Consider the following 25821-nt stretch of genomic DNA (forward strand, 5'->3'; position numbering starts at 1 on the left):
TGCGGGCATTTTTATAGCGCGTTAGAAGCGAAGATCAAAAGATCGCAGCCTCGTTTCACTCGACAGCTCCTACACCGCGCCTACGCCGATCCTGCTCGTACGAACGTCTTGCCGGTTTTGGTCAGGCGGTACCGTTGAGCTGGACTCTTAGGTGAGTCGGGATCAGTCATTTCGATCAAACCGGCGGCTAATGCGGGCTTGAGGTAGTTAGCTCGAAAGGTCGCCTTGTGAGCCAGTCCGACCTCTGCCATCAACTCATTGACCTTGAGTGAGCTGCCGTCATGGAGCACCCGAAGCAATTTTGCTACATGGTCGGTTACTTGGTCGGTTACTTGGTCGGTTACTTGGTCGGTCATCGGTTCGCTCCGCGCTGCTTCGGCGAGCGCGAGACTCAATGCCTGGAGCATGAATTCAACAAAAGGCGTCGACTCGGCCATCTGGTCGGCCGCCGACAGCGCAGCGTAATAGGCATCCTGCTGCTCACGAATCACCGCTTCAACCGGCAAATACGCCAACACGGGTCGCCACTGACTGAGGATCAAAGTCTGCCAGAGCCGCCCCATCCGTCCATTGCCATCGGCAAAGGGATGGATAAATTCGAATTCGTAATGAAACACACAGCTGATGATCAGCGGATGCCAGTCAGAGTCGCGCCTACACAGCGCCTACGCGTGAAGATCGAATTCGGCCTTGCCGTCGTTGAACTGCAACGCCGCCAGCCGCGCATACAACGCGTTACTCGCCACCAGTTCCTGGTGCGTGCCCACTGCCACCAGTTTCCCTTGGTCCATCACCGCAATCCGATCCGCGTTTTTCACCGTGGCCAGGCGGTGGGCGATGACCAGGGTGGTGCGGTTTTTCATCAGGCTGGGCAGGGCTTGCTGGATCAGGTGTTCGCTTTGGGCGTCGAGGGCGCTGGTGGCTTCGTCCAGCAGCAGGATCGGCGCGTCCACCAGCAACGCCCGGGCGATGGCCAGGCGTTGGCGCTGGCCGCCGGACAGACCGAGGCCGCCGTCGCCGAGGTGGGTCTGGTAGCCGTCGGGCATTTGTTCGATAAAGTCGTGGGCGTAGGCGATTTTGGCGGCTTCCTGGACCTGGGCCAAGGTCGCGGTGGGATTGCCGTAGCGGATGTTTTCTTCGATGCTGCCGAAGAACAGCGCCGGGGTTTGCGAGACCAGGGCGAAGCAGCGGCGCAAGTCCAGCGGATCGAGCTGAGTCAGCGGCACACCGTCGAGCAGGATGCGCCCGTCGGCAGGATCATAAAACCGCAGCAGCAAGTCATACACGGTGGACTTGCCCGCGCCGGATGGCCCGACCAGCGCCAGGGTTTCCCCCGCGTTGATCGTCAGATTCAAGCCATCGACAGCAAAGCTTTCGGGACGCGACGGGTAGGAAAAGCGCACACCCTGCAATTCCAGATTGCCCTTGACCCGCTCGGGCAAGGTCACCAATCCCGTGGTCGGCGGCTGGATGATGTTTTCCGAGCGCAACAATTCGGCTATCCGCTCCGCCGCACCGGCCGCGCGCTGCAACTCGCCGATCACTTCGCTCAAGGTGCCGAAAGCGCTACCGACGATCAGGCTGTAGAAGACAAATGCCGCCAGTTCACCCGCAGAAATCCGCCCGGCAATTACGTCCATGCCGCCTACCCACAACATCACCCCGACCGCCCCGAGCACCAGCACGATCACCAGGGTTATCAGCCAGGCCCGCTGGAAGATGCGCTTGCGCGCGGTGTTGAACGCCTCTTCTACGGTCACCGCGAAACGTCGCTCGTCTTGGACTTGATGGTTATAGGCCTGCACGGTTTTGATCTGGCCGAGAGTTTCGGCGACGTAGCTGCCGATGTCGGCAATCCGGTCCTGGCTCAGGCGTGACAGGCTGCGTACCCGGCGACCGAAGATCAGGATCGGTGCGACCACCAAGGGCAAGGCAATCACCACAATGCTGGTGAGCTTGGGATTGGTGATAAACAGCAGCACGATCCCGCCGATCACCATCAGCAGATTGCGCAAAAACAGCGACAGCGACGAGCCAATCACCGATTGCAACAGCGTGGTGTCGGCCGTCAGGCGCGATTGGATCTCGGAGCTGCGATTGTCTTCATAGAACCCCGGATGCAGGTAAACCAGATGATTGAACACCTGCCGGCGAATATCCGCGACAACCCGCTCGCCGATCCACGACACCAGATAAAAACGCGCGAAAGTGCCGACGGCCAGACCGAGCACCAGCAACATGAACAAGCCAATCGTCTGGTTAAGCAGGTGTGCCGACTGCGTCATGAAGCCCTGATCCACCAACAGGCGAATACCCTGCCCCATGGACAAGGTAATGCCTGCCGTGACGATCAACGCGAGCAAGGCACCCAGCGCCGGCCAGCGATACGGCGCAAGAAAATGACGGGTCAGGCGCAGGGCACGGCGGTGACGGGAAGAGAGCATCGGGTTCATCCAGGTTCGCAGCCCAAGCGATGGATAGGGCCAGCCTACACACTCAATGGGGTGGAACTCTGTAAATCACAATGAGTCAGGTTAATTATGCTCGCCAAGACTAGCGGCTAGACGCTATTGGTCTAATGTCCGGGTGGCAAGGTTCAAGCATTTCTGATGGACTGGTATTGCCGTCCGGAAGATCGCAGGGAGTTGTCACAGCCCGGTCACATGGCGGATTCAGAGTAAGCACACAACCTGATGAGGAGACAGGCCATGTCCTTGCAAAACAGCAGCGAAGACAAGATTCAAGTGATCCGCACACAGCCCGACCAGTCTCTGGGTTGCTCGATTATCGATAAGGATGGGCGCGAAGTTCCGATCACTGAAGACATGATCCAGGACGCGTGCCGTGAACTGGAACAGCGATTGGTCAAGCCTGCCGAACAAAAGTGATATAGCCACCGTCTTCTTGACCCGGCCCAGGTTGGCCGGGTTTTTTATGGGTGTTCGTCAGGAGATTGCGGCGCGGCCTTCGCTGCAGGAGCGAGGCTTGCCCGCGAAAGGGCCAATGCGGTCCCTAGACAGCCGTCGCGCCCAACGCCGCCACGATCTGGCGCAACACCGGCGAATCCCCTTCAATCCGCACCTGCAACCCATCAATCTCCCGGCGCGCCGGATAATGCTTGCGCAGCGCATCGAACGCCGCGCGCTGCTCGTTCACATTACCGACAAGGCTGCGGCGAAAATCGGCATCGTCGCGGCGCGGGTCGTACACGCCGCGGCACACCATTGCCAGCGCCCAGGCCGGGTCACTGTCCGCGTGCAAGGTCACGTGGGACAACCACGGCGCCGGCAGTAAATCGCTGAGGCTGACCTGGGCTGGCTGACCAAGAAAATCGCAATACGCCTGATAGATCTGCGCCGTGCCGCGCTGTTTGCCGTCGAGGCTGTAACCGGCGATGTGCGGGGTCGCCAGCACACAGAGGTCAGCCAGCGCCACGTCGACCTCGGGTTCGCCTTCCCAGACGTCCAGCACCGCTTGCAGGTCTTCACGTTGCAGCAACACCTGGCGCAGGGCGGCGTTATCCACCACCGGCCCACGGCTGGCGTTGATCAGCCAGGTGCCGGGTTTGAGTCGGTTCAACCGGGGTTTGTCGAACAGGTGCCAGGTCGATTGCGCGCCGTGCTTCTTCAACGGGGTGTGCAGGCTGATGACGTCGCACTGCTCGATGATCTGTTCGAGGCTGACAAATTCGCCGCCCTCCGCCGCTTGCCGTGGCGGATCGCAGACTAGCACGTTCCAGCCCAGGCCTTGCAAGACCTTGACCAACCGCCCGCCCACTTCACCGGCACCGACGACACCGTAGGTGCGCTGATTCAGGTCGGCGCCTTCGATTTCGGCGAGGGTCAGCAGGCTGCCGAGCACATAGTCGACCACGCCCCGGGCATTGCAGCCGGGGGCGCTGGACCAGGTGATGCCGGCCTGCTGGAAGTAATCCAGGTCCAGGTGATCGGTGCCGATGGTGCACGTGCCGACAAACTTCACGTTGCTGCCTTCGAGCAAGGCGCGGTTGACGTTGGTCACCGAACGCACCAGCAGCACATCGGCCTGTTCAACCGTCGCACGGTCAATGGAACGCCCCGGCACCCGGCGAATTTCGCCGAAACCTTCGAAGAAGGCATCAAGCAGCGGGATATTTTCATCGGCAACAATCAGCATGGCGAGGCTCCTTTGGCGGATCGGCAGTTTAGGCGCAGAAGGTGGGATCGGCCAGCGAGTATTCAGGATCGCCGCATGCCTGTGTGGCGAGGTATGGCGAAACGTCGAAACGGATTACAAATCCCTAACACAGCTCTTTTCCTGACTGGCGCGTCAGCAGGTAGAATGCGCCGCCCTCGCGCATCAAATACCCCTGGACGCTTCGCCCTTGAATTCCGTGACTGATCGCCCCGCTGCAACCGCCCTCACCCGCCCTGCCCGGATTCGTCTGGAGCTGAAAACCCTGTTCGCCCTGGCGCTGCCGATCATGATCGCGCAACTGGCGACCACCGCCATGGGCTTCGTCGATGCGGTGATGGCTGGTCGGGTCGGGCCGCGAGACCTGGCGGCCGTGGCGCTGGGCAACTCGATCTGGGTGCCGGTGTTTCTGTTGATGACCGGCACGCTGCTGGCGACCACACCGAAAGTCGCCCAGCGCTTCGGCGCCGGCACCCACAGCGAAATCGGCCCGATTGTGCGCCAGGCTCTGTGGCTGGCGCTGGTGGTGGGTTTGATGGCGACTGTCATGCTCATCGCTGCCGAACCGATCCTGCACCTGATGAAAGTCGATCCGGAACTGATCGGCCCGTGCATGCAATACCTGCACGGCATTGCCGCCGGTTTGCCTGCGGTCGCGTTCTATCACGTGTTGCGCTGCTTCAGCGACGGCATGGGCCGCACGCGCCCGGCGATGATCCTCGGTCTGTGTGCCCTGGCGCTGAACATCCCGCTCAATTACGTGTTCATTTATGGTCACTTAGGGGTGCCCGCCATGGGCGGCGCCGGTTGTGGCTGGGCGACGGGGATTGTCATGTGGTTCATGGCCCTCGGCATGGTGGCCTATACCCACTGGGCCCCCGCCTACCAGAAAAGTGAACTGTTCAGCCGCTTCGACTGGCCACAGTGGTCGGTGATCAAACGCCTGCTGGGCATCGGCCTGCCTATCGGCATCGCGGTGTTTGCCGAATCGAGCATCTTCGCGGTGATCGCCCTGCTGATCGGCAGCCTTGGCGCGACCGTCGTCGCCGGGCACCAGATTGCGCTGAACGTCAGCTCCCTGGTGTTCATGATTCCTTACTCGCTGGGCATGGCCGTCACCGTGCGCGTCGGCCAGGCACTCGGTCGCAATGAACCACGGGAGGCACGCTTCGCCGCCGGTGTCGGCATGGGCAGCGCGTTGGCCTATGCCTGCCTGTCGGCGAGCATGATGTTTTTGCTGCGCGAACACATTGCAACCATCTACACGACAGACCCGACGGTGATTCATGTCGCGGCGATGTTGATTGTGTATTCGGCGCTGTTTCAGTTTTCCGATGCGATCCAGGTCACGGCAGCGGGTGCGTTGCGCGGCTATCAGGACACGCGGGTGACGATGATCCTGACCTTGTTCGCCTATTGGGGGATTGGTTTGCCGGTGGGCTACGCCCTGGGCCTGACTGACTGGCTCGGCGCGCCGAGTGGCCCGAGCGGGCTGTGGCAGGGTTTGATCGTGGGCTTGAGTTGCGCGGCGCTGATGCTGTCGATCCGCCTGGCGCGCAGTGCACGCAAGCGGATCCGCATCAGCAAGTCGATGGGTTAAGCGAGTTTCTTGCGGATCCAGTAGAGGTAGGTGCCTGCCTCTTCGTGCTGGCCGACCAGTTCATGGTCGAGGAACACGCAAAACTTGGGGATATCGCGACGGGTCGACGGGTCGGTGGCGATCACCTTCAGCAAGCCGCCGGGCGCCAGGTCACGGATGTGTTGGTGCAGCATCATCACCGGCTCCGGGCAGTTGAGGCCGGTGGCGTCGAGGGTGCCGTCTACCGGCGTATCAATCATTTCACTCATGATTCACTCCTGAAACTGGCCGGCATTGTCGCGCATTGCCGGGTGTTCGGTCATCTTTCTCATAACACCGCCCTCGCCTGATCGTTCCCACGCTCCGCGTGGGAATGCCGCCTGGGACGCTCCGCGTTCCGCCTTGCAAGTGACGCAGAGCGTCACGGGATGCATTCCCACGCAGAGCGTGGGAACGATCGGCGTACGAATCAGCGGGACTTGGGTTTCTTTACATCAATCCGGCGCAAATGGCAGGTCACTTCTTCACGGTCGTGGTACAGCTGCTTACAGCCGATCTCAACCTTGATCCCGCGCTCCTTGAACCCCTCGGCGATGCGCTCGAGCAAACGCTTCACTTCCGCGTAACGCTGTTTCATCGGCAGCTTGAGGTTGACCACCGCTTCGCGGCAATGCCCTTCGCCGATCCACTCTTCGAGCATCGCGGCGTTGCGCGCCGGTTTCTCGACGATGTCGCACACCATCCAGTCCACCGGTTGGCGCGGCTTGAAGGTGAAACCGTCGGCCATCAAGTGCTGCACCAGGCCGGTGTCCATCAGGCTTTCGGCCATCGGGCCGTTGTCGATGGCGGTCACCAGCATGCCACGGTTGACCAACTGCCAGGTCCAGCCGCCCGGCGCGGCGCCGAGGTCGACGCCGGTCATGTCACTGTGCAGGCGCTCGTCCCACTGGTCGCGAGGGATGAAATGGTGCCAGGCCTCTTCCAGCTTCAGGGTCGAACGGCTTGGCGCGTCACGCGGGAACTTGAGGCGCGGAATGCCCATCGGCCACATCGCCGAATTATTCGACTCGGCCAGGCCGACAAACACTTCGCGGCCACTCTTGAAGGTCAGCAACAGACGCGGCTTGCTGGCGTCTTCCACCAGTTTGCCGGCGGCCATCAGCGCCTTGCGCAGGTGGCCTTCGAACTTCTTGCAGAAGTTCGACAGTTCCTTGCCATCGTTGGTGTCGACCATTTCCAGCCACAGGCTGCCACATACCGGGAAGTCGACGATGTGCGCGAGGATCACGCTGATGCGGTCGGTTTCCGGCAGGTCAATGAACATCCCGCGCGCCCATTGGCGCGGGAAGATCAGCTCGGCGAAACGCTGGCCACGCATCAGGCGCGCGGCACCGTCTTCTTCGGTGCAGATGAATTCGGCGCAGGCGCTGGCGGTCTTGGCCTTGGCATAACCGGCCACGTTCAGCCGTGCGGCGTGTTCGGAAATCTCGGAACAGACTTCGCCTTCGAAGCCCGGCCGGCAGTGCATAAAGAGGGTGTTCATTGAATCTCCTGGGCAATCGGCAATGATCGATGCGCAAACTTGCCCTGTAGCAAAGCCTGTCACGAAAACCGGCGCATGATAGCCGAGTTCGGAACCTTGGACTTGTCGATAGAGTCCAGTTATTAGCCAGCTACTTAAAACAGGGCTAGGTTAAAGGCTCTGTTTGTCCCGTCAGTCCGTAGCCGTGCGGACCCAAAGGAGTCATTTCAAATGCCGTCCCTCGATAGCCTGAAAACCCTTAAAACCCTGCAAGTCGACGACAAGACCTACCACTATTTCAGTCTGCCCGACGCTGCCAAGAGCCTCGGTGATCTCGACAAGCTGCCAATGTCGTTGAAAGTGCTGCTGGAAAACCTGCTGCGCTGGGAGGACGAAAAAACCGTCACCGGCGCCGACCTCAAGGCGATTGCCGCGTGGCTCAAGGAGCGCCGCTCCGACCGCGAAATCCAATACCGCCCGGCCCGGGTATTAATGCAGGACTTCACCGGCGTGCCCGCCGTGGTCGATCTGGCCGCCATGCGCGCCGCCATGGCCAAGGCTGGCGGCGATCCACAGCGGATCAACCCGCTGTCCCCGGTAGATCTGGTGATCGACCACTCCGTAATGGTCGACAAATTCGCCAGTTCCAGCGCCTTCGAACAGAACGTCGACATCGAAATGCAGCGCAACGGCGAGCGTTACGCCTTCCTGCGCTGGGGCCAGAGTGCCTTCGACAACTTCAGCGTGGTGCCGCCGGGCACCGGGATCTGTCACCAGGTCAACCTGGAATACCTCGGGCGCACGGTCTGGACCAAGGACGAGGACGGCCGCACTTACGCGTTCCCCGACACCCTGGTCGGCACCGACTCCCACACCACCATGATCAACGGCCTCGGCGTGCTCGGCTGGGGCGTGGGCGGGATCGAAGCGGAAGCAGCGATGCTCGGCCAACCGGTGTCGATGCTGATCCCGGAAGTGATTGGCTTCAAACTCACCGGCAAGCTCAAGGAAGGCATCACCGCCACCGACCTGGTGCTGACGGTTACGCAGATGCTGCGCAAGAAAGGCGTGGTCGGCAAATTCGTCGAGTTCTACGGTGACGGCCTCGCCGATCTGCCGTTGGCCGACCGCGCGACCATCGCCAACATGGCCCCGGAATACGGCGCCACCTGCGGCTTCTTCCCGGTGGACGACGTGACACTGGACTACCTGCGCCTGTCCGGCCGCCCACCCGAAGTGGTCAAACTGGTCGAGGCCTACACCAAGGCCCAGGGCCTGTGGCGCCTGCCGGGCAAGGAACCGATCTTTACCGACAGCCTGGAACTGGACATGGCCAGCGTCGAAGCCAGCCTCGCCGGGCCCAAACGCCCGCAGGATCGCGTCTCGCTGCCGAACGTCGCCCAGGCCTTCAGCGATTTCCTCGGCCTGCAGATCAAACCCACCAGCAAGGAAGAAGGTCGCCTGGAAAGTGAAGGCGGCGGTGGCGTCGCGGTGGGCAACGCCGACCTGATCGGCGAGGCGGACTACGAGTCTGAAGGCCACACCTATCGCCTGAAGAACGGTGCGGTGGTGATCGCCGCGATCACCTCCTGCACCAACACCTCCAACCCGAGTGTGATGATGGCGGCCGGACTGGTGGCGAAGAAAGCCATCGAGAAAGGCCTGAAACGCAAACCGTGGGTCAAGAGTTCCCTGGCGCCGGGTTCGAAAGTGGTCACCGACTACTACAAGGCGGCGGGCCTGACCCAATACCTCGATGAACTGGGTTTTGCCCTGGTCGGCTACGGCTGCACCACTTGTATCGGCAACTCCGGGCCGCTGCCGGAACCGATCGAGAAAGCGATTCAGAAAGCCGATCTGGCCGTGGCCTCGGTGCTGTCCGGTAACCGCAACTTTGAAGGCCGGGTGCATCCGCTGGTGAAAACCAACTGGCTGGCCTCCCCGCCCCTGGTTGTCGCTTATGCGCTGGCCGGCACGGTGCGCATCGATATCAGCAGCGAACCCCTGGGCAATGACCAGAACGGCAACCCGGTTTATCTGCGCGACATCTGGCCGAGCACCAAAGAGATTGCCGACGCGGTGAACCAGGTCAACACCGCGATGTTCCACAAGGAATACGCCGAGGTGTTTGCCGGAGACGAACAGTGGCAGGCGATCGAAGTGCCGCAGGCGGCGACTTATGTGTGGCAGGAGGATTCGACCTACATCCAGCATCCGCCGTTCTTTGATGACATCGGCGGGCCGTTGCCGGTGATCCAGGACGTGAAGAAAGCCAACGTGCTGGCGCTGCTCGGCGATTCGGTGACCACCGACCACATCTCCCCCGCCGGCAACATCAAGGCCGACAGCCCGGCCGGGCATTACCTGCGCGAGAAAGGCGTGGAACCAAGGGACTTCAACTCTTATGGCTCGCGTCGCGGCAACCATGAAGTGATGATGCGCGGCACCTTCGCCAACATCCGCATCCGTAACGAAATGCTTGGTGGCGAAGAAGGTGGCAACACCATTTACATTCCGACGGGCGAGCGCCTGCCGATCTACGACGCCGCCATGCGTTATCAAGCGTCGGGCACGCCGTTGGTGGTGATCGCCGGGCAAGAATACGGTACCGGGTCGAGCCGCGACTGGGCCGCCAAGGGCACCAATCTGCTGGGGGTGAAGGCGGTGATCGCCGAGAGCTTCGAGCGGATTCACCGTTCCAACCTGGTGGGCATGGGCGTGTTGCCGTTGCAGTTCAAACTGGATCAGAACCGCAAGAGCCTGAACCTGACCGGCAAGGAGACTGTGGATATTCTGGGTCTGACCGGCGTTGAAGTAACGCCGCGCATGAACCTGACGCTGGTCATCACCCGTGAAGACGGAAGCAGCGAGAAGATCGAGGTGTTGTGCCGGATCGATACGCTCAATGAAGTGGAGTACTTCAAGGCCGGGGGGATTTTGCATTACGTGTTGCGGCAGTTGATTGCCTCATAGGCATCGTTGCTGACAGAGACACCGCCTTCGGGCGGTGTTTTTGTTTGTGCGGTTTACATCCTTATAATCGCGCCCTTCAAAGCACCTGCACCCTGTGGCGGGGGGGCTTGCCCCCGTTCGGCTGCGCAGCAGTCGTAATTCGGACGAGGGTGTATTGAGGAAAAGCGGGGGGCCGCTGCGCGGCCCAACGGGGGCAAGCCCCCTCGCCACAGGCAAGCCCCCTAGCCACAGGCAAGCCCCCTCGCCACAGAAGCTTTCAGCCTTAAGGACTCTTTATGCTCGCTCTGCCATGGCTCCACCTGGCACTCCTCTCCATCGGCTATGCAATCGCGCTGACCTACGGCCATCTCGGCTGGCTCGCCGCGATTTCCGTCGCATTGCTGTTGTTAGCCGGTTTCGCCGTACGCCAGCAAAAGATCCAGGCCGGTCGCTACATCGGCCATGGTTTGTTCATCGTCCTGGCCCTGGCGCTGGCGATGCATTGGCTGCCGGGTTTCTACAACGGTCGCGGCATCGACCCGCAACGGTTCACCGACAATGCCGTGCCGTTTTCCATGTATTTGAACCAGGACAAGCCGCTAATAGGTTTCTGGTTGTTGCTGGTCTGCCCGTGGATTGTCGGTCGGCGCTCACTGCGGCTGTCGATTTACGCCACCGCCCTCGCCCTGACCTTGAGTGTCGTGCTCGCCCTCGGCGGCGCCTTTTTGTTGGGTGTGATCAGTTGGGCGCCAAAATGGCCGGACCAAGCCTGGCTGTGGGTCTTGAACAACCTGCTGCTGGTCACCCTGGTGGAAGAAGCGCTGTTTCGCGGCTACATCCAGGGCGGTTTGAGCCGGCATTTCAAACACCTGCCCTACGGCGAAAACCTCGCGCTGCTGCTCGCCTCGCTGCTATTTGGCCTCGCTCACTTGGGCGCGGGCTGGCAATGGGTGTTACTGGCGGGGCTGGCAGGGGTCGGCTATGGTCTGGCCTACCGATTTGGCGGGTTGGGTGCGGCCATCGCCACCCATTTCGGCTTGAACCTGCTGCACTTTGGGCTGTTTACCTATCCGATGCTGGCTGGGTAACAACACATATCCTCGTGAAGGGCTGGCTCGCCAACCCTTGGCCAAGCTGTTGCGCGTGGATGCGAAGCTCCGGGACTGCTATTGCCTCCCAATACTTTGCTTTGAGCATCGGGCCGATGTAGTGCAGCCCGCGCAACGAATTACTGCCCGCCGTAATGAGCTGGTAATGCTCATCCACCTCAAGTCCGATTTTCTGTCGATCCTGTTTGATCAAGCCATCACGTAGCAATTGATTGAGAATAGGCTGATCCACAGCTGCGATATCGTAGCTGGGGCCGGTTCCATTAATCAGAGCGCCGACCTCGATGCTACTTACGCCTTGATGACCTCTGAGCGCTACATCGATCCGAAGGCCCGAACAGAATTTCTCTACCCCCCTTACCCTGCCAGCCAGTTGAACAACCTGCCCCGATTCGATCAGCTGCTTAATGCGGCGCTCGGAGGCTGGTGCCAGGCGGTGGCGGTGGATATCCCAGTACGGCACGACCCTCTGCAGGAATTTGCCCCTCTCTGTGTCTGAAAGGTTTTTCCATAGGGTAGCTGTGTGAGGGCGAAGCTCATTAAACATATCCCGCCAGTCGCCGCCGTCCGCTTCACGAGCCTTTGCTTCTTTCCGCGCAGCACGGGTATAGGCGCGTATGGTCATGGGGAGGGAAGCAAGCCAGGACGGGAATCCGCTGGTGCGTGGCGGCTGGGGATTGAAGCGGTGACCAAAAGGCAAAAGACCACGGCGGGAAATCATGTAGACCTTGCGGCCCGGGTTACAGCTGGTCAGCCTGAACACCGCATCGATAGCGGTATGACCCATCCCGAGGACAGCCACTGGTGCATCTCGGTCAAGGACGTCGATGGCGGCGAAGTCCAGGGCACTGACCACCTGGCTGCTCATTGCGACTGGAATTCCAGCGGGCAGTTTCGGGGAAAAATGACCTAGCGCCAGCACAACCTTATCAGCCATCACGTCTTCAGCGTTTTCCAGTTGCAGCCGGTAAGGTTTGCAGTCAGTAGAAAGATGTACGGCATTCACTTGCGCATTCACGATTGAAATGACACCGGGGTACTGATCCATGGCGTCCTTTAACTTCTGCTCCAGATACTCGCCATACAGCCGGCGCGAAATGAATGACTTGGCGTTGAAGGCTGGATCCAGCTCTTCGCAAAACGCGACGAAATCGTTGGGTTCATCAGCAATGGCGCTCATGTTGCCTGCCGGAACATTGAGCAGGAGATTATCGTCATCGTAGCGATAGGCAAGACCACGAGAGATCTGACTGGTTTTCTCGATTAACAGAATGCGCAGCCCCATTGCCGGGTTGGCTCTAAGCGTGTTGATGGCCGTGAGGGTTCCACTGAAACCTGCGCCGACGATGGCGATGCAGCATGCAGGAGAGGTAAAGGCGGTCATAGGTATTGGACATCCGTGTGGGCAAAACCAGTTAAGGCACTTGCCAGTGTGAAGGCACCGTTAATCATCCTGACGTAGAGCTGTCATGTGGAAGCATTCCAAAGAAAATCTGTCGCAGATTGTGATTTAATACAAAAAACAATCAAGCCAAATGATTTAAATAGTGTTTTTTCATATTCACCCACATAAATTGCGTATTGCGACAAGGGAAACTGTCCATGTTAAGCCCTGATCTTCTTGGATTGGGCGCGCCCGTGGTGTGGGATACGCAGCTCTTCAACCCCACAACCAGTTAATGCGGCTAGAACTGCAACCGAAAACAATAGCGCAACTTTTTCAACCTGAATAAAGCTAAAAAAAAAACCAATTAAAAATCACGCCAATTTATGTCAACGAACCACTTTCATCTTAAAACCAATCCGAAAACTCCAGCCCAGCCAACTCCATATTTTTTTCAATATCTGCTCTAAATAAGTCCTTAAGAGTAATCAAGTCAGGCACGTTTCAAAGTGATCTGCCATGTCTGCCCGAAGTTGGTTTGCGGCTGCTGCGAGCGCATCGCCCAAGTGCCAGCACCGAGTCGCCCGATAGCCCGAGGCCTCGCTGGCCCGGGGTTACTGGCCCATGTACTGGTCTCCAAATTTGTCAATCATCTTCCCTTGTATCGCCAGTCCGAGATCTACGCCCGCGAGGGCGTGGATCTGGAGCGCTCAAACCTCGCCGACTGGGTCGGCCAGAGCAGTCAGTTACTGCGACCACTGATCAACGCCCTTGAGCGTCACGTCATGAGCAGCCATAAAGTCCATGCCGACGGCACGCCGATTGGCGTACTCGCGCCGGGCAACGGCAAAACCAAAACGGCTCGCTTGTGGACATACGTGCGTGACGACCGACCTGCCGGTTACACGGCGCCGGCGGCGGTATGGTTTGCCTACTCGACGGATCGCAAGGGGCAACATCCCTGTGCTCATCTCAAGAGCTTCAGCGGGATCTTGTAGACTGACGGCTACGCCGGTTTTGCTCAGCTGTGTGCCAGGGGCTCCATTCAGGAAGCCGCATGCTGGGCTCACGCCCGCGGCTAGTTTTACGATGTCTATAAAGACCAGGCTTCACGACTTGCCGCCGAGGCGGCGCAACGGATAGCGGCCCTGTATGCCATCGAAAGCGGGATTCGCGGGCACCCACCCGATCAACGAAGAACCGTTCGACAAAGCCGGACAAGCCCACTGCTTGACCAATTAAACGCGTGGCTCAGCCAGACGCTGACTCAACTGTCGAAAAATCGGCGTAGGCGTGCAATTTGCCCAACGTGATGTTCTCGGATACCGCCACGCGGCGCCAAATGGCAGGGTCGATCCATTTCAATTCAATGTATTAGCCCTCAATCGGGAGGGAGGACATATGCACGAGTTTGAAATAGCCGGTGAAAACTACGGCATCCCCGACCCCGATGGATGGGGGCCACCCGTCAACTCGGAAACCCGCAAGACCCTGATCAAAGCGTTGTACGGGATAAAGAAGTTTAGCTATCTCTACGACTTTGGCGACGGCTGGGATCATCGGATCAAAGTCGAAAAGAAACTGCCCGCTGGGGCGTGTCCTCAAGTGCCGTACTGCATCGACGGCGCCAATACTTGCCCGCCGGAAGATATCGGCGGTGCGCCAGGTTATGCGTAATTCGGACGCTTACAAATCATCGCACTTTGCAAATGAATTTTATCTCTATCAAACAAAGACAAAAAATGAGCAATCAACTGAGAGTACAGCCCATTCCTTACGTATTCCTCAACCGCCTGATAAGGTTGTATTTCATCATGGCCAATAGAGTCGCTAACCACTTGACTAAAGGTACGATTTTCGACTACCGATTCAGTAGCCAGCTTTATTTCACAACAAGTGGCGTAATGCCACTGATACGATGGTACCCTTTGCAGATCTTACAGATCCAAGACCTGTCGGCCTCCAGTCAGTCGCCATTTACCTGAAAGTACTTGCAACCCAATATGCATCCAAGCCTGACCAATGGAGTGATGAAGTTGAAAGCAGTGGAACTGCCCACCATTGATGAACTGGTCAAGTCGCCTCTACATGGCGAGTGTGATGTGATCATCGTCAATTACAACGCAGGTGAACTATTGGTTGCTTGTGTAGGGTCAGCATTTGCCGCCGGTGCTTCAAGGATCATTGTGGTGGATAACAGCTCCCACGATGATAGTTTGAGGACGCTGGAGCGAACCCATACTACCGACGACTCGCTTCAAATCGTACGCAATGCAACCAACCTCGGCTTCGCCGTGGCGTGCAACCAAGGCGCCCTCCGGTCAGCGGCCCCCAATGTATTGTTTTTGAATCCGGACAGCGTACTCGCCGTAAATGCCATAGACCGTATGCTACTGGCTCTGCACAAGTCGCCAGAGATCGGTATGGTCGGAGGATTTCTGTGCAACCCAGACGGCAGTGAACAAGCCGGCGGGCGCCGAGTGTTTCCGACACCCAGACGCGCTTTCATGCGGGCTTTCGGGCTTTCGCGACTCGCCACGGTTTTCCCATCTGCGTTTTCCGACTTTTTACTGCATAAGGAGCCTCTACCTGCCGCCCCAATTGTCGTTGAAGCCATTTCCGGGGCTTGCATGCTGGTCAAGCGCGAAGCTATCGAAAGCGTCGGACTGTGGGATGAACACTATTTTCTCCACTGCGAGGACCTCGATTGGTGCATGCGTTTCCGTCAGGCAGGCTGGAGCGTTCTATTCGTGCCGGATGCTCAGATAACTCATGTATTCGGTGGCTGCAGTCGTAATCGCCCCTATTTCGTCGAGTGGCACAAGCACCATGGGATCCTGCGTTTCTACAGCAAATTTTTCCGCCGCAAATACTCTGTCCTCTTGTGGATCAGCGTGGTTATCGGGGTCTGGTTTCGATTCAGCCTGATGGTCATTCGCCATGCTGTTATCCAGCTTTTCAATGTATTGAACCTACAGAAAGAGACCTGAGTTGCGGATAGGAATATTAGGTGGTTCCAGCCTCTTGGGTGAACGCGCACTGCCATTGCTGGCACAAGCTGGCATTCAGGTAACCGCCTTTACTCGGGGGCTACCCAAAGCTTCCTGCCCCGGAGCTACCTGGAAAAATGCTGACCACTGGCACGGGCTGGAACTGGACACCTTCCTGTCATTTGCTCCCCTCTGGGTTTTACCGGACTACCTTGGGCGCCTCGCCAGCACAAACGTCAAGCGCGTTATCGTCTTGTCATCCACGAGTCGCTTTACCAAAGAAGCATCGCCTGACGCCCAAGAAAGGGTCTTGGCGCAGCGCTTGATAAGTGCAGAAGAGCATCTCGAGAAATGGGCGATCGAACGACAAATCGAATGGGTGATCCTGCGACCGACAATGATCTACGGACATGGGCGCGACAAAAACATTACTGAAGTAGCACGCTTCATTCAACGTTTCGGATTCTTCCCGCTGATCGGTGGCAGTACCGGATTGCGCCAGCCGGTACATAGTGATGACGTGGTTCAGGCGTGTCTGTCAGCCATTGGAATTCCTGACCTGCAAAGTGGCGGTTACAACCTTTCAGGGGGAGAAATCTTGCCTTATCACGCAATGGTGAGACGAATATTCCAGGCTCAGGGACGTCCGGAGCGAACACTGGCCCTCTCCGCGAAGACATTGAGCATGGTTGTTTCGATCATGCGGTGCCTGCCACGCTACCGGCATCTTTCAAGCGCGCTGGTGGAGCGCATGAACCAGAATTTGGTATTTGACCATACGGACGCCAGTGATCGGCTTGGCTTTTCTCCCAGACCGTTTCATTTGACACTCGAAGACTTGCCAGGACATTGAAATCACATTTAGCAACGGGCCTTCCGGTCTCTGCCTGACTCAGCCCCTGGAACATCTGATCAAGGTGTGGTTTACCCCCTCCCAGTCTTTTCCGGAACAAGCTCGTCGCGATGAACGTGGGCTTGCCAGGCTCCCCATTTGCTTTCGAAGTACGCCTGGTTTTTGTCCCAGAGTGCTTGATATTCGCCACTGGCGATCAGCTTCCTGAACGATGCCTGCCCGTAATGATGGATAAACGCATCTTCGGCACAGACCGTTCGGTAGCCACTAGCCTGCACGCGACGACTGTAGTCGTCATCCTCGAACATACCGATACCGAATGCCTCATCCAGAAAACCGACCTCATCCAGGACATCCCTGCGAAAGGCAACACAAAACATGGCGAGCATCGAAATATCGAACAGCCGTCCCTTGTGAGCTTCGGTGTAACCATCTGCAAAGTCTTGCATCTGTTGAATATCGGTGTAGGAAACTTTGATTTTCGCTTCGTTTCCTACAGCGTTTGTGACCGGTCCGACCAAGCCAATACTTGAGTCTCTTAAATGATGGACTAACGGGTCCAGCCATCCTTTAGGAACCACAGTGTCATTATTGAGCAGCAGCAGAATGTCGCCATTGGCTTCTCGCAAGCCTTGATTGTTGGCGGCAGCAAACCCCCGGTTTTCCGGGTTCAGGATGATCTTAACCGACGGCACTTCTTGACGCAGGCGCTCAAGATAGTCACACGTGCCATCGTCAGAGCCATTGTCGACAACAATGAGCTGGTAGTTGGGCCACGTCGTATTACGCAGAATACTGTTTACACATTGAACCGTCAGATTGAAATTGTTGTACGTAATGACCACGACGGAGACTTTTTCGTACAGATCGACGATGGCAAGTTGCATGCTATTGAATCGATCCTTCCAGTCATTGGCACGGGCGAGCTCAACTCGCCTTTTGTACATGGCAAGATCGCACTCAGCCAAAGCGCACTCTATCTGTTCGATGAACTCATCGACCCCGGTTGCGAAGTACAGCAGATCCTTATAGACGCTAATTTCTTTGAGCGGAGTGGATACCACCGGCTTGCCCGCACTGATGTACTCATAAAACTTCACCGGATCGACCGCGTGCGTCACGTTGTAGAGCCGGAAGGGGATCAGGCAGGCATCGAAATGGTCCAGATAAAGTGGCATTTGCGAGTAAGGCTTCCTGCCCAGCAACTGCACATTGGGCTTGTGCTCAAGGCCCGCCAGATCTTCGACGAAAATATCCCCCACCAGAATGAAATTCCACTCTGGTCGCCTGTCCGCCAACGCCGCCAACAATGGATAATCCAGCCATTGCGCCAAGGCACCATAGTAGCCAATCACAGGCCCGGTAAGTCCACTCAGCACTTCATTGGCAAAACAGTGTTGCTGGAAAAAAGCGAAATCTACTGCATTTCTGACCAGCAAGCATCGCGCGTTACAGGCGCACCACTTCTGATAAAGCGAGGCGGCAGAAACGGTCACCAGATCAGCCTGGGCAACCAGGATCTTCTCCTCACTCAGTAGCTGTTCGCCGATGTTCGGAAAGCCGTCCCAGTCATCCATACAGTCATAGTGGATTCGCCAGCCATGCGCGGATCGCAGACTGAGTGCCAACGGGCTCCAGTAAGCAATGTGAATCATCAAGAGAGCGCTTTTTATCTGCATGTCGGCTACTAGCGCAGCAACGGCTCGCAGGTAAATCCGGTTATTCTCAGGCGTCACTATTTTTTCGTAATACTCCTCTTGGACATCGCGCTGCAGTGCCACCTCAAAAATATTCGGTGCTACGGACGTCAACCTATAGAGCTGTCCTTGTTCAGGCACACTGGATGGGACGACATAAAACACCCGATAACCATTGTGCGCAAATTGACTCATCAACTGCTGTGGTCGCTGGAATCGTGCGGCCCAATCGATATTGGCGAAGCAGAGAATATCCAGGCGCCCTGCCGTTACGAAATCCGGGGCCACCTCAGGCATCAGTAACGGCTCTGGTGCTGCGGGGTACACGATTGCGCCCACCGTCTCGGGCAGATTTTGCCTAGTTGTAAAACCATAACGCATCAGCCGGACAAGAGAGCGCAGTGGTCGGGTGATGCGCCACGAGCGAGTATTTTGCAGAAAGTCGATCTTTGCCAGCGCGGTATCGCGTTCATTGATGGCTGAATCTCGCTGGGCCAAGGCCGCGTCGCGGTCGATCAAGATGCTATCGAGCTCAGCCATGTGGGTACCCATGCAACAGAGTAGTGTCGCCCTGCGACCACATGGAGCTGACGGAGCCAGGGCGATAGAACGTTGCAGTCAAGCTGCGGCGTGAGGAACTGCAGCCGCCCACCACCTGCGAGACGGCATGCCAGGAGTTATCCGAGCGCACCAGGATCGCCGAGTTGCCAACCAGGGGTTCAATCTCGGCAGCGACAGAGGCGGGATCATTGCTGTGTAAAATATTCAGGCAACCGCCGTCGTTGCGGTTCCATGACTCATTGAAATACAGGATATGGGTGACCAATTTGTCTGGCAGATCCGGATGGGCTCCCAGGCTGGCGCCAGGTCCGTAATGAAACACGTTGACCTCCATCGGCACATTGCGCAGATCGATCCCCGTCAGTCGCGACATGGCGTCCCGATAGTCAGCCGAACCAAGATCTTGCGCCAGACTCAGCCACGCTTCGCTCAGCTCTTCGGGAAAAGCAATGGTATTAGTCCCCATGCCCACCAAGGCACGAGCCTCATAGTCATAATTTTTTTCGCCCCCGTAACCACTCACTGTCTTGAAGTGATCATGGGGAAAAGACTGTGCCAACGCTGCGGCATCCTTGACTGAATACAGACTACCGATTTCAGCCCATGAGAAAGGGTGAGCCTTTAGAGCGGCGGGCTTGAGACGAGAGAGATCTAACATTATTTTTTCTTATTCGCTGCCAGGTTTCTGATGCCACGCGCGATGGAGCGCAGTGGTGCGGTCATTCGGAATGAACTGGAATTTTGCAATTCAAGAACCCTAGCATCACTTAGTACTAGCTGCTGACTGAGCTGAAAAATCCGTTGTTGCTGAGCCAGCTCTTGTATTGGCAGGTTTTGCGCTGGATTGATGATCTCAGGTACGACGGGGTGTACCGGACATTCAGCTTGCGATGCATCACTGCCCTCGACTGCTGCTTCGAGCAGATTCGGCAGATTTTGCAAAAATGCGCCCAACACTGGCTGGGACGAGGTTTTGCCCTGGCGAATGATCGCAGCGACCCGATCCCAGTGCTCAACCAACTTATCCGCCGCTGCGCGAGCCGCGGGCGATGGACTGGTTTTCCCCACACGCGAAATAAACCATTGAGGGTCGACGGTCACCACGTCCGGCAACGCATGGAGTGAGTCGAATTCAGCCAGCGCCGTGTATTTGCCCGTTGTCAGATCCGCCGAGCAAAACACCGGGACGCCAAACGCCAGTGCGGTTATCGCCAGATGGTAGCTATGTCCGATCACGGCTTGCGCCTGACTGAGAATTTCAGCCATCAGCAAAGGCTGCGGCCAAAACGACAAGGTGATGGCATGGGGTAGGCGCTTGGCAATGATTGATGGATCGTCACCCAGAACGGGGCCAATCGGAATAACCAGAAACCGATAGTGCTGGAACGCCTCAGGGTAGTCTTCGAACAGCTGTACAAAGGATTCCACCACGTGAATGGCGTGAATCACGATATATGGCCCGGTCAGCCCTGTTTGCTCACGCAGGCGAGTGAATTCACTGGAGGGTTGCTGCTCATCGATCAAGCGGGGCAAGCCAAACGCGGTATCAGGCAATACTTCGATCTCGGCCTGGTGAGTGAGCGCGCCAAGGGCATCACGTGACAAAGCGTCGCGTACTCGCACGTACTGGCTTTGCTCAAGGGCCATCGTCAATAGCGGCCTGGCCCAGGTGGGAATACTGTTGCAATGCATCCCGGGGGAATTCCACATTACCGGGACCGCATGCTGTAAGGCGATTAGCGCAGGTGTAAGCCAATAGCCCGTAGGGTGATGGATGTCGCGGGTTGTCGGGCCATAGCCATGGGCAACGACTTTATCGAAGCGGATGAGAAAACCACCGCCGATCAGAACGCCATCCAGGCTACCGGCAATACTCGGCAGTTCCGTCAGTGACGTCACCGTATACGGCCATTCAGGTTGGGTTTTCGCATTGTAGGAAAAACGATGCAGGTTAACTGAGCCCAGACGCTGAGCCAGCTCCGCTTCGGCAATGATCGGAAACAACAGATCGCCGTAGTTTTCTACGTCAAAGGTACCGAATATAGCAACCTGCCACGCGGGCTCGTTTATGTGCTCTGCCAAAACCTCACTCTCCTTGAGTCCGCCCTCGGGAAGTCGATCGACATTGAGTAGCTTTTCACTCGGCCGAGGGCTGACACTCTGCAGGCCCAGATTAACCATGCCCAGAAAGTCTCTTTGGTTCGGCAACATATCGAACGCCAACGGCGCTACCTGCTTCTCGATCAATTGCGAGGTGTCTTCAGTCACTCCGTGCAGGAGCTTCAGGGTGACGTGGTAGCGACCCGCCGCGAGGTTGGCCGGGAAGCGCACGGTGATCGCTGTACGCCGCCAACCATTTTCGACGGGGCCAGCCTGCAGCGCAAAATTCGCCCCACCAATCACCAGCAGCCTTGCCTCCTGGATGGTGAAACTGATGTTGGGTTGACTGATCGACTGATGAAGCAACGCCTCAACACGAATCTCAATGTCGTCGCCATACATGTAACTTGATGAAAGCTCCTGAGTGTTGGTGAAACAGGCAGAGCTGATGTGTCCCTCTTCGGTACCGAAAGCAATGCCGTCCTGGCCACCCATGAATGATTTGCGCGTAACCGGTATGACACCACCACTTGCCCATCGGCGTTGCTCGTCGCGCATATCGAGCAAGTACAACTCCGCCATTTCATCGGGCGCGCCGCTGGCTACTACCCGGCCTTCGCGCAAATAAATGACCCGATGGCAGAAACGTTTAACCATGCTCATGTCATGAGAGACGAACAACAGCGTCGTGCCTTTCGTGGTCAGCTCTTCCAGTCGATTCAGGCATTTGAACTGGAAGGATGCATCGCCGACAGAGAGGGCCTCATCGACGATCAGGATATCGGGCTCTACACAGACCGAAACAGCGAAGGCCAACCGTACCAGCATTCCACTGGAGTAGATTTTAATGGGCTGATCGATAAAGTCGCCGATATTGGCGAAGGCGATGATTTCATCAAAGCGAGCGTCGATTTCCGAGCGTTTCAAGCCCAGCACCGCCGCATTCATATAGACGTTTTCCCTGCCGGTGAACTCTGGATTGAAACCAGCCCCCAACTCAAGCAACGCAGCAATCCGGCCATGCCCCCGGACACTGCCACGGGTTGGCATCAACGTCCCGCAAATCAGTTGCAACAACGTAGATTTGCCACTGCCATTACGACCGATGATACCGACTGTCTCACCCTTTCCGACCGTCAGGGAAACATCGTCCAGGGCCCAAAACTCGCGATAAAAACGCTTCCTGCCACGCACCAACATCTGCAGCAGGCGGTCCTTGGGCGCATCATAAATTTGATAGCACTTGCTCAGGTTTTCGGCGCTGATGGCCATTTCAAACGACATCGGCTAAACCCTTCTGTGCGTCACTACCGTTATTTCGACGGCCCCTGAAAATAGTACTGAGCAGGGCGCTGCGAACTAGTTGAGCACAGACGCGATGAAAACACGATCTTCGCCCAGCCTCCTCTTCAGTTTGCCACTTACACCTAAAGAACGATCCCAAAATGATCCGGCACAATGAACTAGCGCACCTATCGCTGGCGTCAGTTAACTGACTAATACTCGGCACACCTGATCGCCCAACCCTCAAAAAAGGCTCTGCAGAAAAACGAGTTTTGATTGTAGGAAAAGTTCAGCACGCGTAATATCTCGCCCCCTCTACTAACGGAATCAGTAGTATCGAAAAAGGAAGTCGACAGCATCGGCAGGGGACCAGCCTGATAGCACAGCAAGTCAGCATGCAGTGCTACAAACGAACAGGTACACGGAGGTTGATTCGTTTTGAGTGGCTCGACAGTTAACATTGAATAATATTAGTTCGTCGCTTCACGTCGAATTCGCCACTACACCGAATAGATTTACATCTGGCCTACCACTCCATGAGGACGTCGCTCAGGGAGCATGTGATCGACATCGCCTTAAGGATCAAGCAACCGATGCAGCCGTTCAGCACTTCCCCCGCCGCCATGATCAAGAGTGTTCTGATCAATCGAAACTTGATCCATGTCTTGATCCGCAGAGAAGTGATCGGTCGCTATAAAGGCTCGATGCTCGGCATTTTCTGGTCGTTCTTCACGCCCGCGTTCATGCTGGTGGTCTACACGTTTGTATTCAGTGTTGTATTCAAGGCCCGCTGGGCTGGTGGCGGTGACTCCAAGAGTGAATTCGCCCTGGTACTGTTCGCTGGCCTGCTGGTATTCAACCTGTTTTCCGAATGCGTGAATCGTGCGCCGGGATTGGTATTGGCGAATACCAATTACGTCAAGAAAATTGTGTTCCCACTTGAAATACTGCCCCTCGTGTCGCTCGGTGCAGCCCTGTTCCACACGACTGTCAGCCTCCTGGCCTGGCTGGTTTTCTATGTCGTACTGTTCGGAATCCCACCGGTAACCATTCTTCTACTACCGCTGGTGCTTTTTCCCTTGGTATTGCTAACGCTGGGTATCTCCTGGTTTCTCGCCTCGATCAGCGTTTACCTGCGTGACATTGGCCAACTCATCGGCATTCTCACCACGGCGATGCTATTTCTTTCACCGATTTTCTATCCGCTTTCGACGCTTCCGGAAAGCTATCAAACCGTCTTGCAGGCAAACCCTCTAACCCTTCCAGTAGAAATGGCTCGCGATGTACTTTTCTGGGGCAAGACGCCGCAATGGGGCAGCCTGGCCGCTTATTCGGCAGTGTCTGTATTCATTGCCTGGTCAGGCTTTACCTGGTTCCAGAAAACACGCAAAGGCTTTGCCGATGTCATCTGAAATTGTTATCCGTGTTGAACAGCTCAGCAAACGCTATCACGTCTATGAAAAACCCGTTCACCGCCTGCTGCAGATGTTTTCAAGGCAGCGCAAGCAGTACTTCAAGGTTTTCCCTGTACTGAACGACGTGAGCTTCGAGATAAAAAAAGGCGAAACGGTGGGCATCATCGGCCGCAATGGCAGCGGCAAGTCAACGTTGCTGCAGATGATCTGCGGCACGCTGAACCCAAGCAGCGGCCAGGTCACCACCCACGGTCGTATCGCTGCATTGCTGGAGCTTGGGTCTGGATTCAATCCTGAGTTCACGGGGCGTGAGAACATCTATCTCAACGGTGCGATGCTGGGCCTCAGCACTGCAGAGATCAACGAGCGCTATGCCGCCATCGAAACCTTCGCTGAAATTGGCGAATACATTGAACAACCGGTCAAGAGCTATTCCAGCGGCATGTACGTCCGCCTGGCGTTTGCAATTCAAGCCAACATCGACCCTGAAATCCTGATTGTCGACGAAGCGCTCGCGGTCGGTGATGCCCATTTCGTCCATCGCTGCATGGACCGCCTGCATCAACTCCAGGAACGAGGAACTTCCATCCTGCTCGTGACCCACGACAGCATGCTGGTCAAACGCTTCTGTGATCGCGCGATATGGCTGCATCAAGGCAAAGTGCAAAGCATCGGCGCAGCCAACGGCGTGGTTGATGACTACCTGGCGTGGCTCTTTCAAATGCCCGTCGCCAGTGAAACAAAGAGCCTTGAGCCAGCGACCCGCTTGCAGGCGGGCAACGACGAAGAACACATTGCAAATATCGACAGGCGCCTGGGCGATCAGCGCTGCCAGATAATTGGTGCACGTCTGTACGATAAAGACAGAAACCCGACCGACGAGGTACAAGGTGGTTCTGATGTCATCCTCAGATTCACCGCGACAAACGTCAGCTTGCCCCATGAACATTCACTGGTATTCGGCTACATCGTCAGGAACTTCAGAGGCGAGGAAATCGCGGCGACCAACACGCGGCTCGAAGGCATGGCCGCGGAACGATTCACGACCCTCGGCGAGCGCATTACGGTCGAAGCGCGAATCCACATTCCTCTGCTACATCCAGGGCACTACTCGATCAGCGTCGGCACCTCCTATGAACAGGACGGCGAGCTGCAACTGATAGTAGCCGACCGAATTATCAACGCGATCGTCTTCAGCGTAAGTTGCCACAAGAAAATCAGCACCATGACCTGTTTCGATACCGAGTTCAGCCTTCAGCGAGCGCCGCAATGTTCATAATCTTTGGTAGCCCACGTTCGGGTACGACGTTCCTCAGAGAATCGCTGAACCAGAACCCGGCAATCGTCATTCCTCACGAAACCGACTTCATCGTTCCTCTCGCGTTTTTGATCGACCGCATACGCGATGAACAAATCGGTCGCAGACTCGCTGCTGAAATGATTGTTTCGACCAAAGACTTTGCCGCCAGTATTGGCTGCTACCTTGCCCCGAGCGAAGTCGAAAATTGCGTCTATAGCGCTGATTACAACGTGCCTGCCATACTCGAAAGCCTGTACGCACTGGTCGCCGAGAAAACAGGAGCTTCCATTGCCGGGGATAAATCCCCCAATGATTTGGGCTCATTCGGAATCCTGCGCAATACCCAGGTATTCAACTCGAACATCAAGGTGATCCATATCGTGCGGGATGTACGTGACGTCGTACTGTCCCTGCAAAGTACCGCTTGGGCACCTCAAAACATTGAGAAGACATTCCCGGGCATCTGGAACAACACCAACCTCAACCTCCGACGGTTCGCCACTCAAAAACCGGAGAATTACTTTTTCGTCCGTTATGAGGACCTCGTGGCGGGCCCTGAGTCGGTACTCCAGCCCTTGTGCGATTTCCTTGACGTGGCGTTCGATGATCGAATGCTGGATTGGCAGAGCCTCGGCAAGGATTTGCGGCATTTGCCCCATCACAAAAATCTCGGCCAACCACCACTGAACAACCGTTGCTACGCCTGGAAAAATCTCGGCGACGCGGCCAGCTTCCCGTGGGTTGCAAGAGCCAGTGAGGCACTGCTGGAGTTCGACTATGAGCTTGCGTCGAATAGTCAGCAGTAACCGAGCAAGACAACACCTCGCGGCTCAAAATTTGTTTTAAAACGTGCGACTCGCGAACGGTAGATGCCGCGCCTGAGTTGACCGCATTTACCATAG

General features: G+C 56.9%; 18 protein-coding genes and 4 pseudogenes. 11 read left to right on the plus strand and 11 right to left on the minus strand.

All coding sequences use genetic code 11. The features are described 5' to 3' along the window. Positions 1–80 precede the first annotated feature (80 nt). A pseudogene (locus FQ192_RS22460) lies at positions 81–647 on the minus strand (Fic family protein); the annotation flags it as partial. Positions 648–665: 18 nt separating this feature from the next. Further along, the gene (locus tag FQ192_RS22465) at positions 666–2453 is read right to left on the minus strand and encodes an ABC transporter transmembrane domain-containing protein (RefSeq protein WP_178129196.1); all 1788 of its coding nucleotides are present in this window, start codon (positions 2451–2453) and stop codon (positions 666–668) included. 255 nt (positions 2454–2708) lie between these two features. On the opposite strand from FQ192_RS22465, the gene FQ192_RS22470 reads away from it, so the two are divergent. Continuing rightward, positions 2709–2888 carry a PA1571 family protein gene (locus tag FQ192_RS22470; RefSeq protein WP_149660509.1) on the plus strand — a complete coding sequence of 60 codons (180 nt, stop codon included), beginning with the start codon at positions 2709–2711 and terminating at the stop codon, positions 2886–2888. Between the two features lie 124 nt (positions 2889–3012). Here FQ192_RS22470 and pdxB read toward each other — a convergent pair whose 3' ends face one another. Next, positions 3013–4155 carry a 4-phosphoerythronate dehydrogenase PdxB gene (gene pdxB, locus FQ192_RS22475; RefSeq protein ID WP_149660510.1) on the minus strand — a complete coding sequence of 381 codons (1143 nt, stop codon included), beginning with the start codon at positions 4153–4155 and terminating at the stop codon, positions 3013–3015. Between the two features lie 208 nt (positions 4156–4363). Here pdxB and FQ192_RS22480 point away from each other — a divergent pair, with 208 nt between their 5' ends. Beyond that, complete coding sequence (locus FQ192_RS22480; protein WP_149660511.1) at positions 4364–5773, plus strand: MATE family efflux transporter; 1410 nt, start codon at positions 4364–4366, stop codon at positions 5771–5773. Here FQ192_RS22480 and tusA read toward each other — a convergent pair. Both tusA and rlmM read right to left on the minus strand, forming a co-directional pair. Further along, positions 5770–6021, minus strand: coding sequence for a sulfurtransferase TusA (gene tusA / locus FQ192_RS22485; protein WP_123403368.1), 252 nt, complete (start codon positions 6019–6021; stop codon positions 5770–5772). The genes FQ192_RS22480 and tusA overlap by 4 nt on opposite strands. 200 nt (positions 6022–6221) lie before the next feature. Next, on the minus strand, positions 6222–7295 hold the full coding sequence (rlmM, locus tag FQ192_RS22490; protein WP_133836750.1) for a 23S rRNA (cytidine(2498)-2'-O)-methyltransferase RlmM: 1074 nt from the start codon (positions 7293–7295) through the stop codon (positions 6222–6224). Between the two features lie 210 nt (positions 7296–7505). Here rlmM and acnA point away from each other — a divergent pair, with 210 nt between their 5' ends. Then, on the plus strand, positions 7506–10247 hold the full coding sequence (gene acnA, locus FQ192_RS22495) for an aconitate hydratase AcnA (RefSeq protein ID WP_149660512.1): 2742 nt from the start codon (positions 7506–7508) through the stop codon (positions 10245–10247). A gap of 275 nt (positions 10248–10522) precedes the next feature. Beyond that, positions 10523–11314 carry a CPBP family intramembrane glutamic endopeptidase gene (locus FQ192_RS22500; protein ID WP_149660513.1) on the plus strand — a complete coding sequence of 264 codons (792 nt, stop codon included), beginning with the start codon at positions 10523–10525 and terminating at the stop codon, positions 11312–11314. Here FQ192_RS22500 and FQ192_RS22505 read toward each other — a convergent pair. Then, positions 11289–12719, minus strand: coding sequence for an FAD/NAD(P)-binding protein (locus FQ192_RS22505; RefSeq protein WP_149660514.1), 1431 nt, complete (start codon positions 12717–12719; stop codon positions 11289–11291). The genes FQ192_RS22500 and FQ192_RS22505 overlap by 26 nt on opposite strands. Before the next feature lie 497 nt (positions 12720–13216). Between FQ192_RS22505 and FQ192_RS22510 the strand changes: the two are divergent. After that, positions 13217–13999 (plus strand): annotated as a pseudogene (locus FQ192_RS22510) (IS66 family transposase); the annotation flags it as partial. Here the strand turns inward: FQ192_RS22510 and FQ192_RS35100 are convergent. Further along, a complete protein-coding gene (locus tag FQ192_RS35100; protein WP_256672340.1) occupies positions 13971–14084 on the minus strand; it encodes a plasmid pRiA4b ORF-3 family protein in 114 nt (37 codons plus the stop codon). The pseudogene FQ192_RS22510 and the gene FQ192_RS35100 overlap by 29 nt on opposite strands. Positions 14085–14108: 24 nt before the next feature. On the opposite strand from FQ192_RS35100, the pseudogene FQ192_RS22520 reads away from it, so the two are divergent. The 3 genes and pseudogenes from FQ192_RS22520 to FQ192_RS22530 form a co-directional block, all read left to right on the plus strand. After that, positions 14109–14393 (plus strand): annotated as a pseudogene (locus FQ192_RS22520) (plasmid pRiA4b ORF-3 family protein); the annotation flags it as partial. Between the two features lie 371 nt (positions 14394–14764). Continuing rightward, the gene (locus FQ192_RS22525) at positions 14765–15709 is read left to right on the plus strand and encodes a glycosyltransferase family 2 protein (RefSeq protein WP_256672348.1); all 945 of its coding nucleotides are present in this window, start codon (positions 14765–14767) and stop codon (positions 15707–15709) included. Between the two features lie 34 nt (positions 15710–15743). Then, the gene (locus tag FQ192_RS22530) at positions 15744–16562 is read left to right on the plus strand and encodes an NAD(P)-dependent oxidoreductase (RefSeq protein WP_218585793.1); all 819 of its coding nucleotides are present in this window, start codon (positions 15744–15746) and stop codon (positions 16560–16562) included. Between the two features lie 71 nt (positions 16563–16633). Here FQ192_RS22530 and FQ192_RS22535 read toward each other — a convergent pair whose 3' ends face one another. From FQ192_RS22535 to FQ192_RS34540, 4 genes and pseudogenes are all read right to left on the minus strand, one after another. After that, the gene (locus FQ192_RS22535) at positions 16634–18799 is read right to left on the minus strand and encodes a glycosyltransferase (protein WP_149660518.1); all 2166 of its coding nucleotides are present in this window, start codon (positions 18797–18799) and stop codon (positions 16634–16636) included. After that, on the minus strand, positions 18792–19478 hold the full coding sequence (locus FQ192_RS22540) for a 2OG-Fe(II) oxygenase (protein ID WP_149660519.1): 687 nt from the start codon (positions 19476–19478) through the stop codon (positions 18792–18794). Before FQ192_RS22540 ends, FQ192_RS22535 begins: the two co-directional genes overlap by 8 nt. Continuing rightward, positions 19478–20902, minus strand: coding sequence for a polysaccharide pyruvyl transferase family protein (locus tag FQ192_RS34535; protein ID WP_372242357.1), 1425 nt, complete (start codon positions 20900–20902; stop codon positions 19478–19480). The genes FQ192_RS22540 and FQ192_RS34535 overlap by 1 nt, the downstream gene beginning before the upstream one ends. Positions 20903–20938: 36 nt before the next feature. Beyond that, positions 20939–22204 (minus strand): annotated as a pseudogene (locus FQ192_RS34540) (ABC transporter ATP-binding protein); the annotation flags it as partial. Positions 22205–22797: 593 nt separating this feature from the next. Between FQ192_RS34540 and FQ192_RS22550 the strand changes: the two are divergent. The 3 genes from FQ192_RS22550 to FQ192_RS22560 are packed head-to-tail and all read left to right on the plus strand — an operon-like array spanning position 22798 to position 25725. Next, entirely contained in the window at positions 22798–23616 is an 819-nt protein-coding gene (locus FQ192_RS22550; RefSeq protein ID WP_149660589.1) for an ABC transporter permease, read from the plus strand. Next, positions 23606–24898 carry an ABC transporter ATP-binding protein gene (locus FQ192_RS34085; RefSeq protein WP_178129198.1) on the plus strand — a complete coding sequence of 431 codons (1293 nt, stop codon included), beginning with the start codon at positions 23606–23608 and terminating at the stop codon, positions 24896–24898. Before FQ192_RS22550 ends, FQ192_RS34085 begins: the two co-directional genes overlap by 11 nt. Beyond that, complete coding sequence (locus FQ192_RS22560; protein ID WP_149660521.1) at positions 24889–25725, plus strand: sulfotransferase; 837 nt, start codon at positions 24889–24891, stop codon at positions 25723–25725. The genes FQ192_RS34085 and FQ192_RS22560 overlap by 10 nt, the downstream gene beginning before the upstream one ends. The last annotated feature ends 96 nt before the right edge of the window (positions 25726–25821 follow it).

It is taken from the genome of Pseudomonas sp. ANT_J12 (assembly GCF_008370045.1).
Lineage (GTDB): Bacteria > Pseudomonadota > Gammaproteobacteria > Pseudomonadales > Pseudomonadaceae > Aquipseudomonas.